The sequence below is a fragment of the Pseudomonas sp. BIGb0176 genome (genome assembly GCF_024810175.1).
In the GTDB taxonomy this organism is placed as follows: domain Bacteria; phylum Pseudomonadota; class Gammaproteobacteria; order Pseudomonadales; family Pseudomonadaceae; genus Aquipseudomonas; species Aquipseudomonas protegens.
Genome location: NZ_JANUEC010000001.1, coordinates 45030 through 53949, shown reverse-complemented (window position 1 = coordinate 53949; position 8920 = coordinate 45030). Strand labels below are relative to the sequence as shown.

The following is an 8920-nucleotide window of genomic DNA, read 5'->3' as shown; positions in this document are numbered from 1 at the left end:
GCCGCCAGCAGTAAATCACCCCGCTCATCCTTCGTTCCTTCCTTATCCTCCCCTTGCAGCAGGTACCCGCCCATGTCTTCCGCTCAATCGCTGACCGGCCTCCTCACCCAAGGCTTGCGCAAACTGACCGGCATCGACCGGTCCAGGCCAAAGGGCTACCGGGTAATCAACGTCGAGCTCAAGCAGCGCATCCACCTCAGCCCGTCCATGGCCCGCCTGGTGTTCACCGGCGAGGACATCGCCCAGGCGCGCACCCTGGCACCGGACCAGCGCATCAAGCTGCTGTTTCCCGGGGCCGATGGCATGCCCTCGCAACTGCCGGTGGAAGGCGACTGGCAGGCGGCCCGGCGCAAGCTGCCGGCCGAGCAGCAACCGCCAATGCGCACCTACACCATTCGCGCCCTGCGCCTGCAGCCTGCGCAAATGGATGTGGATTTCGTCCTGCACGGGGTCAACGGCCCGGCCTCCGCCTGGGCCACCCATGCCCGGCCCGGCGACCGCCTGCAGATGGTGGTGCCGAACAAGGCCTACAGCGGCGACCCCGGTGGTTATGAATGGCTGCCGCCGGCGGGGATCCGCAAGGTGCTGTTGATGGGCGATGAAACCGCGCTGCCGGCGATTGCCGGCATTCTGGAAGAACTGCAGGGTTATCCGGACCATCCGGATGTGCAGGCGTTTATCGAAGTGCCCTATGAAAGCGATTGCATCGACCTGCGCTGCCACCCGCTGGCGCGGATCAACTGGCTGCCCCGGGACCTGCTGGGCGCACGCCATGGCGAAACCCTGATCCATGCCGCCCGGGAGCTGGCCGAACTGCCGCCGGCCAACAGCCAGCGCCGGCCGATCAAGGTTTCCGAACGCAACGACGAACAGCGCCTCTGGGAAACCGCCCAACCGGCGGACAACGATTTCTACGCCTGGGTGGCCGGCGAGTCGGCCACGGTGATGAACATTCGCCGCCACCTGATCAACGAGCGCGGCCAGGAGCGTCGCAACCTGACCCTGATGGGCTACTGGCGCCTGGGCAGTTCCCTGGGTTGAGCCCCACCAACCGCCCCACCCTCTTCCCTGTAGCCGCAGCCGAGGCCGCGAAGCTGCACAAAGGCCCGCCGGGCCTTGCTTGGCGATCGCCAGCCGAACCCCTGGCGAGCTCGGGATTTTTGCGCCCCTGCGGGCCGTGCGCAGCCTGCGCCAGCGGCTACAGGAAGCAAGTGTGTAGCCGCTAGGAAACCGCGGCTACCGGTTGCAGGTGGCGGCGGCGATGCACCTCCAGATGGCCCTTGAGCAGGCTCAGCACCTTGGCCTCGTGCTCGTGGATGAAGAAGTGCCCGCCCGCCAGCATGTCCACCGAAAAACTGCCGTGGGTTTCCTTGCTCCAGCCGATCAGTTGCTCGGTGGTGGCGCGATCCGTCTTGCCGCCCAGCACATGCACCGGGCAATTGAGCAGTGGCCGTTGCACCGGGCGAAAGCGCCCGCACAAGAGAAAGTCGGCCCGCAGGATCGGCAAGGTCAGGCTCATCAGTTCCTGGTTGGCCAGCACTTCTTCACTGGTGCCGTTGAGGGTGCGCAACTGTTCGATCAGTTGCTCATCGGTCTTGGGCTCGGCAAACCCCCGGTCGTATTCGGTGCGCAGGGTCGGCGCAGCAGTGCCCGAGGCAAACAGCGCCACCGGCTCCGGGCACCCCAGGGCGCGCAGGGCATGGGCCAGTTCGCAGGCCAGCAAGGCGCCCAGGCTGTGGCCGAACAGGGCGTAAGGGGTGCGCAGCGTGCCCCGGATTTCCAGGGCAAGCTGCCGCGCCAGCTCGCGCATGTCGGTGTGCAGCGGCTCGGCATAACGGGCGCCACGCCCGGGCAGCTCCAGCGGTTGCAGGTGCAGCCACTGCGGCAGCTTGCGGCGCCAGCGGCTGTAGACCATGGCGCTGGCGCCGGAATACGGCAGGCACAGCAGGTTCAACTGAGTCACGGTTATTCCCTCGACGGATGGACGCTAAAGAAACGCAGCACGAGGGGAACAAATTAGTCCACCGATCAGCTCAGCGCATGCGCCGATAGCTCTGCAACGCCGCCCCCAGTACCACCGCGCCGCCCGCCAGGGCCAGCCAGAAGCCGCTGCGGGCGCCGAACTGGTCCACCAGTGCTCCGGACCCCGCGGCCCCCAGGGCCACGCCGATGCTCAGGCCGGTGACCAGCCAGGTCAGGCCCTCGGTGAGCTTGGCCGGCGGCACGCTGCGTTCCACCAGGGCCATCGCGACGATCAGGGTCGGCGAGAAAAACAGCCCGGCAACGAACACCGCCAGGGACAGGCCGAGGATGTTGCTCGCCAGCAGCAGCGGCAAGGTGGTCAGCGCCGTGGCGATGCCGCCGTACATGAACAGCCGGGGCAAGGGCGTGGCCAGTTTCAGGGCGCCAAAGGCGATGCCCGCCAGGCATGAGCCGATCGCGTACACCGAGAGCACGATGCTCGCCGCCGCCGGCTGCCCCTGTTGCTGGGCGAAGGCCACGCTGACCACGTCCACCACCCCGACGATGGTGCCCATGGCGGTCATCAGCAACAGCAGCAGGCGGATTTCCACCGAGCGAATGATCGAGCCAGCGTGCCCTTCCTCATGGGGATGGACCGGCGGCTCGGTGCTCTTCTGCATGACGAACACACTGACCCCCAGCACCAGCATCAGCAGCGCCGCCAGGGGCCCGGCTTCGGGAAACAGGCCGACGCTGAGGCCCACCGACAAGGGCGGGCCGACAATGAAGCAGACCTCATCGAGCACCGACTCCAGGGCATAGGCGGTCTGCAGCTGCGGCTGGCCGCGGTACAGCTCGGTCCAGCGGGCACGGACCATGGCCGACATGCTGGGCATGCAGCCGGCCAGGGCGGCGCAGAGGAACAGGGTCCAGTGCGGGGCCTGCAAGCGGGTGCACAGCAGCAGGGCCAGCAGCGCCCCACCCCCCAGGCCGGCGGCCAGGGGCAATATCCGGCTCTGGCCGTAACGGTCCACCAGGCGCGATACCTGGGGCGCGCAGAACGCCGTGGCCAGGGCGAACGTCGCCGCCACCGAGCCGGCCAGGGCGTACCCGCCGTGCAGTTGAGCCAGCATGGTGATCAGGCCGATGCCGGTCATGGAGATCGGCATGCGCGCGATCATCCCGGCCAGCACAAAGGCCCGGCTGCCGGGGGCCTTGAACAGTTCGCGGTAGGGGTTTGCCATTTACAACGACTCCTTGGGGGGCTGCAACTTGCCACAAAGGGCAGGCACAGTAGAAACACATACGCCTCGTATGTTAAAAATCATGTAAACATACGCCTCGTATGTCAACCCGCCATTTGTTGGAGAACTGTGTCCATGAGCAGCCGCCCACGCGCCGCGATGATCGAGCAAACCCGCGCCAGGCTGATTGCCAGCGCGCGCCAGGCCTTTGCCCGCCTGGGCTACGCCAAGACCTCGATGGACGACCTGACCGCCGAAGCCGGGCTGACCCGGGGCGCGCTGTATCACCACTTCGGTGACAAGCAGGGGTTGCTGGCGGCGGTGGTGGAGCAGATCGACAGTGAAATGGATGAGCGCCTGGAGGCCATTTCCGCAGCGGCCAGTGATCCCTGGCAAGGCTTTGCCCAGCGCTGCCGGGCCTACCTGGAAATGGCCCAGGAAGCCGAAATCCGCCGCATCGTCCTGCAGGATGCCCGGGCCGTACTGGGGCAACGGCAGCCAGCCGAGGAACACTGCATCGACTCCCTCAGCCGCCGCCTGCAAGCGCTGGTCGAAGCCGGGCTGATCACGCCCGCGCCGAGCCAGGCCCTGGCGCGCCTGATCAACGGCAGCCTGGTGGACGCGGCGCTGTGGATCGCCGCCGCCGAGCAGCCCGGGCAACGCCTGCAACAAGCCCTGCAGGCGCTTGAGCTGCTGCTGCGCGGGTTGCAACCACCGCGCTGAACTGAACTCCTGAACCGCGTCCGGGGTCAGCACAACAGGGGCCACTGATGCGTTGCGTGTCGCATGGGCGCATCAGCCCCGGCCTCCGACAGCGGCGACAGGAGTGCAGTGCATGCAGATATCCCTCGACCAGCAGGTAGCCCTGGTCACTGGCGCCAGCTCCGGCATTGGCGCCGCCACCGCAATCGCCCTGGCGGCGGCCGGTGCCAGCGTGGTGCTCAACTACAACTCCCAGGCCGCGCCGGCCGAGCAGTTGGCCGCGCGGATCAATGCCGAAGGCGGCCGGGCCATTGCCATTGGCGCCGATGTGGCCGATGAGGCCCAGGTCGAGGCGCTGTTCGCCCAGGCCATCGAGGCCTTTGGTTTTCTCGACATCCTGGTGGCCAATTCCGGCCTGCAAAAGGATGGGCCGGCCGCCAGCCTGAGCCTGGACGACTGGAACCGGGTGATCGGCGTCAATCTCACCGGGCAGTTCCTCTGTGCTCGCGCGGCGCTGAACATCTTCCAGCGCCAGGGGGTGCGCGCCGGGGTGTCCAAGGCGGCGGGCAAGATCATCCACATGAGTTCGGTGCACCAGTTGATTCCCTGGGCCGGGCACGTGAATTACGCGGCTTCCAAGGGCGGCGTGGACATGCTGATGCGCACCCTGGCCCAGGAAGTCAGCCAGCAGCGGATCCGCATCAACGGCATCGCCCCGGGGGCGATCCGCACCGCCATCAACCGCACCGCCACCGAGGGCGCGGCAGAGCAGGAACTGCTCAAGCTGATTCCCTACGGCCGGGTCGGCGACCCCGAGGATGTGGCCAATGCCGCGCTATGGCTGGCCTCGGACGCCTCCGACTATGTGGTCGGCAGCACCCTGTTCATCGACGGCGGCATGAGCCTCTATCCGGAGTTTCGCGGCAATGGCTGACCAGCATCCCACGGCACAACGCCCCATCGACGCCCACGGCATCATCGGCGACATGCGCAGCGCCGCCCTGGTCGACGACCAGGGCAGCATCGACTTCTTCTGCTGGCCGGAGTTCGACAGCCCGAGCATCTTCTGCTCGCTGCTGGACTCCCCCGCCGCCGGGATCTTCGAACTGGCACCGGTGCTGGCCGACGCCCGGCGCCAGCAGATCTACCTGCCCGACAGCAACGTCCTGCAGACCCGCTGGCTGGGAACCGAGGCGGTGGTGGAAGTCACCGACCTGCTGACCATCGACGACGACCCCGAGCAGCTGCCGCTGCTGATCCGCCGGGTACGGGTGGTCAGCGGCCAGGCCACCCTGCGCCTGCACTGCGCGCCGCGCCTGGACTATGGCCGGGCCGCCACCGGGGCACGACAGGAAGGCGACTCGGTGTGCTTCGAAGCCCCCGGGCAGCCCGGGCTGCGCCTGCTGGGCGACCAGCCGCTTTACCTTGAACGGGACTCGGCCCGGGCCGAGTTCGTGCTGCAACAGGGCCAGGGCGCCGAATTCATCCTCGGTGGCGTCGACGATCTGCGGGTGCGGCACGGCGATAGCGAGCTGCACCTTACGCGCACCCTGAAGTTCTGGCGCGACTGGATCGGCCAGTCCAACTACCGCGGCCGCTGGCGCGAGATGGTCAACCGTTCGGCCCTGGCGCTGAAACTGCTGACCTCCAGGCGCCATGGCGCGATCCTCGCGGCGGCCACCTTCGGCCTGCCGGAAAGCCCCGGCGGCGAACGCAACTGGGACTACCGCTACACCTGGGTACGCGACGCCTCGTTCACCGTCTACGCCTTCATGCGCCTGGGTTTCGTCGAGGAGGCCAACGCCTACATGGGCTGGCTGCGGGGCCGGGTCAGCGACTGCCATGGGCAACCGATGAAGCTCAATATCCTGTACGGCATCGACGGCCGCCAGGAGTTGCCGGAGACCGAGCTTGGGCACCTCTCCGGGCACGGCGGCGCGCAACCGGTGCGCATCGGCAACCAGGCCTACGACCAGGTGCAGCTGGATATCTTCGGCGAGCTGCTGGATGCGGTGTACCTGGTGAACAAGTACGGCGAGGCCATCTCCCACGAAGGCTGGAAACACACGGTACAGGTGGTGGACCAGGTCTGTGACAGCTGGCAGAGCAAGGATGTGGGCATCTGGGAGATGCGCGGCGAGCAGCACCACTTCCTGCACTCGCGGCTGATGTGCTGGGTGGCGGTGGACCGCGCCATCCGCCTGGCCTCCAAGCGTTCGCTGCCGGCCCCCTTCGCCCGCTGGGACCAGACCCGGCAAGCCATCTACGACGATATCTGGAGCCGGTTCTGGAACCAGGAGCACGGGCATTTCGTCCAGCACATCGGCAGTACCGCCCTGGACGGTTCGATGCTGCTGATGCCCCTGGTGCGCTTTGTCAGCGCCAAGGACCCGCGCTGGCTGGCGACCCTGGATGCCATCGAAAAGAGCCTGGTGCGTGACGGCATGGTCTACCGCTACCGCAATGACGACAGCCAGATCGACGGCCTGGCCGGCACCGAAGGCGCCTTCGCCGCCTGCTCGTTCTGGTACGTCGAATGCCTGGCCCGCGCCGGGCGCCTGGAGCAGGCGCACCTGGAGTTCGAGCAACTGCTGCGCTATGCCAACCCCCTGGGCCTGTACGCCGAGGAGTTCGACAGCCACGGCCGTCACCTGGGCAACACGCCCCAGGCCCTGACGCACCTGGCGCTGATCAGCGCGGCAAGTTTTCTCGACCGGCGCTTGAGTGGCGACAAGAGCGTCTGGCAACCTTGAGCCCGGCCCCGGTGCTGAGACCGGGGCGCTCTTCCCTTGGTGCCCGACAGAAATGGAACTCGCCCCATGCCCGACTCGCCGATCATCGCCGTGATGATCCATGCCGCCGACTGGCGTGCCGCCACCCATTGGTACGCCCAGGCCTTTCCCCAGGCCCGCCGGGTCCTGCACGAGCCGGATGATTTCGGCCATTTGCAGCTCGCGGGCCTGTCCCTGGAAATCGTCCCCTGCGACGCCAAGGTCGGCCAGGGGCCCGCGGGCACGGTGGTGTACTGGCAGGTCGCCGATCTGCCCGGCCAGGTGCAGCGCCTGACCGGGCTGGGTGGGCGCCTGTATCGCGGGCCCATGGTCATTGAAGGCGGCGACTCGATCTGCCAGGTGCAGGACCCCTGGGGCAACTGCATCGGCCTGCGCCAGCCGGCCCGTTTGGGGCAAGCGTCATGAACCAGGTGCTGCTGATCATCGACGTGCAACCCTGCTTCAACCCTCCGCAGTGGCTGGTGGACGGCATCAACCGCCTGCTCGGGCGCATGCCCTCGGTGGCCACGGTGGAGCGCCATGATGAAAGCCGCACGCCCTTCGCCCGGCAACTGGGCTGGCAGCCGGCGGTGGATGACCAGAGCCTGGTGGCCGCCGACAAGGTCTTCATCAAGCACGGCTACGGGCCGACGACGGAGATTCTCGAGCACCTCAAAAGCCTCGCCCCCGAGCGCGTGCTGGTGTGCGGTATCCAGACCGACACCTGCGTGCTGGCCGCAGGTTTTGCCCTGTTCGATGCCGGCTTGCAGCCGACCCTGCTCACCGACCTGACCGTGGGTTCGTCCCTGGACCGCAGCGGCGGCCTGGGCATCGACCTGTGGCGGCATCACTTCAGGCACCTGGCCCGCAGCGACGAACTCTAGGGGCCGGCTTGCGGGCCCCTTCGCTGGCAAGCCAGCTCCTACAGCCCTCAGGTGGCAGCGCCGTTGCGTAGGTGCCGGCTTGCCGGCGAAGGCAATCTTGCGGGCCTCTTCGCTGGCAAGCCAGCGCATACAGCCGTCAAGTGGCAGCACCGTTGCGTAGGAGCCGGCTTGCCGGCGAAGGCGATCTTGCGGGCCACACAGCGCTAGAGTCCGCATTCGCGCTCCCTCACCAGGCCCCTCATGAGCTTCAGCGTCGGCCTGCGCTGCTACGTGCACATCAAGGGCCCCGAACCGTAGGGCCACAGTTCCCTGGAAGACATCCGCCGGCTGCTGGCGCGACGCCCACGGGCTGCATGCCGCTGCAGCTTGAGGACAGCACGCAAGTTTTGCGCTAGCTTTTCCCGGCCCACCGGATCCGGAGTCGTCATGCCCAGCCCAGCCTCCCTGCACCAGGTCAGCACCCCCAACCTGCATATCGCCTATGAGGAACATGGCCCGCGCAACGCCGAGCCGGTGATCCTGCTCCACGGGTTTCCCTACGACGTGCGGGCCTACGACGAGATCGCCCCGCCCCTGGCCGAGCGCGGCTATCGGGTCATCGTTCCCTACCTGCGGGGTTACGGCCCGACGCGCTTTGCCAACGAACAGGTGATGCGCTCCGGGCAGCAGGGGGCCCTGGCCCGGGACCTGCTGGAGCTGATGGACGCCCTGCACCTGCCCCAGGCCACCCTCGCCGGCTACGACTGGGGTGGGCGCGCCGCGTGCATCGTCGCGGCGCTATGGCCGCAGCGGGTCAAGGGCCTGATGAGCGCCGACGGCTACAACATCCAGGACATTCCCCGGGCCATCGAGCCCCGGGCGCCGGAGACCGAGCTGCGGCTGTGGTACCAGTACTACTTCAATACCCAGCGCGGGGTGGACGGCCTGACGGCCAACCGCCGGGAATTCTGCGAGCTGTTGTGGCGCCTGTGGTCGCCAACCTGGAAACAAGGGCCCGGGCTCTATGGCCTGAGCGCACCCTCCTTCGACAACCCGGACTTCGTCGCGGTGGTGATCCATTCCTACCGCCATCGCTTCGGCTATGTGCCGGGCGACCCGGGCCTGGAAAGCATCGAGCGGGCGCTGGAGGCGCAACCGCCGATCCGGGTGCCGACCATCGCCCTGTGTGGCGCTGACGACGGCGTCGGCCCGGCCACCGAACCGGACCCCGATGTCGGCCTGTTCAGTGGGCCCTATCAGCGGCGGATCCTCCCGGGGATCGGCCACAACCTGCCCCAGGAAGCGCCGCAAGCCACCCTCGACGCGCTGCTGGAGTTGCTCGGCAAGCCCTGAGATGGGCGCCGGCGCACGCCATGGG

9 protein-coding genes are annotated in these 8920 nt (G+C 67.7%); 7 read left to right on the top strand and 2 right to left on the bottom strand.

The annotated features are described in order from the left end of the window. The first annotated feature begins 72 nt into the window (after positions 1–72). Entirely contained in the window at positions 73–1041 is a 969-nt protein-coding gene (locus M2395_RS00230; RefSeq protein ID WP_041119262.1) for a siderophore-interacting protein, read from the top strand. A 181-nt stretch (positions 1042–1222) separates the two neighbouring features. On the opposite strand, the gene M2395_RS00225 is transcribed toward M2395_RS00230, so the two are convergent. Then, positions 1223–1963: a thioesterase II family protein gene (locus M2395_RS00225; protein WP_015636428.1), complete on the bottom strand. Its 741-nt coding sequence runs from the start codon at positions 1961–1963 to the stop codon at positions 1223–1225. Between the two features lie 70 nt (positions 1964–2033). Then, positions 2034–3206: an MFS transporter gene (locus M2395_RS00220; protein ID WP_011062379.1), complete on the bottom strand. Its 1173-nt coding sequence runs from the start codon at positions 3204–3206 to the stop codon at positions 2034–2036. Positions 3207–3341: 135 nt separating this feature from the next. Between M2395_RS00220 and M2395_RS00215 the strand changes: the two genes are divergently transcribed. From M2395_RS00215 to M2395_RS00190, 6 genes are all read left to right on the top strand, one after another. Further along, a complete protein-coding gene (locus M2395_RS00215; protein ID WP_011062380.1) occupies positions 3342–3929 on the top strand; it encodes a TetR/AcrR family transcriptional regulator in 588 nt (195 codons plus the stop codon). A 112-nt stretch (positions 3930–4041) separates the two neighbouring features. Further along, positions 4042–4842, top strand: coding sequence for a glucose 1-dehydrogenase (locus tag M2395_RS00210; RefSeq protein ID WP_011062381.1), 801 nt, complete (start codon positions 4042–4044; stop codon positions 4840–4842). Continuing rightward, positions 4835–6661, top strand: a complete 1827-nt coding sequence (locus tag M2395_RS00205) for a glycoside hydrolase family 15 protein (protein WP_041119264.1) — start codon at positions 4835–4837, stop codon at positions 6659–6661. The genes M2395_RS00210 and M2395_RS00205 overlap by 8 nt, the downstream gene beginning before the upstream one ends. A gap of 66 nt (positions 6662–6727) precedes the next feature. After that, entirely contained in the window at positions 6728–7105 is a 378-nt protein-coding gene (locus tag M2395_RS00200) for a VOC family protein (protein WP_011062383.1), read from the top strand. Beyond that, positions 7102–7563, top strand: coding sequence for a cysteine hydrolase family protein (locus M2395_RS00195; RefSeq protein ID WP_041119266.1), 462 nt, complete (start codon positions 7102–7104; stop codon positions 7561–7563). The genes M2395_RS00200 and M2395_RS00195 overlap by 4 nt, the downstream gene beginning before the upstream one ends. A gap of 426 nt (positions 7564–7989) precedes the next feature. After that, complete coding sequence (locus M2395_RS00190; protein WP_015636430.1) at positions 7990–8895, top strand: alpha/beta fold hydrolase; 906 nt, start codon at positions 7990–7992, stop codon at positions 8893–8895. Positions 8896–8920: the final 25 nt, after the last annotated feature.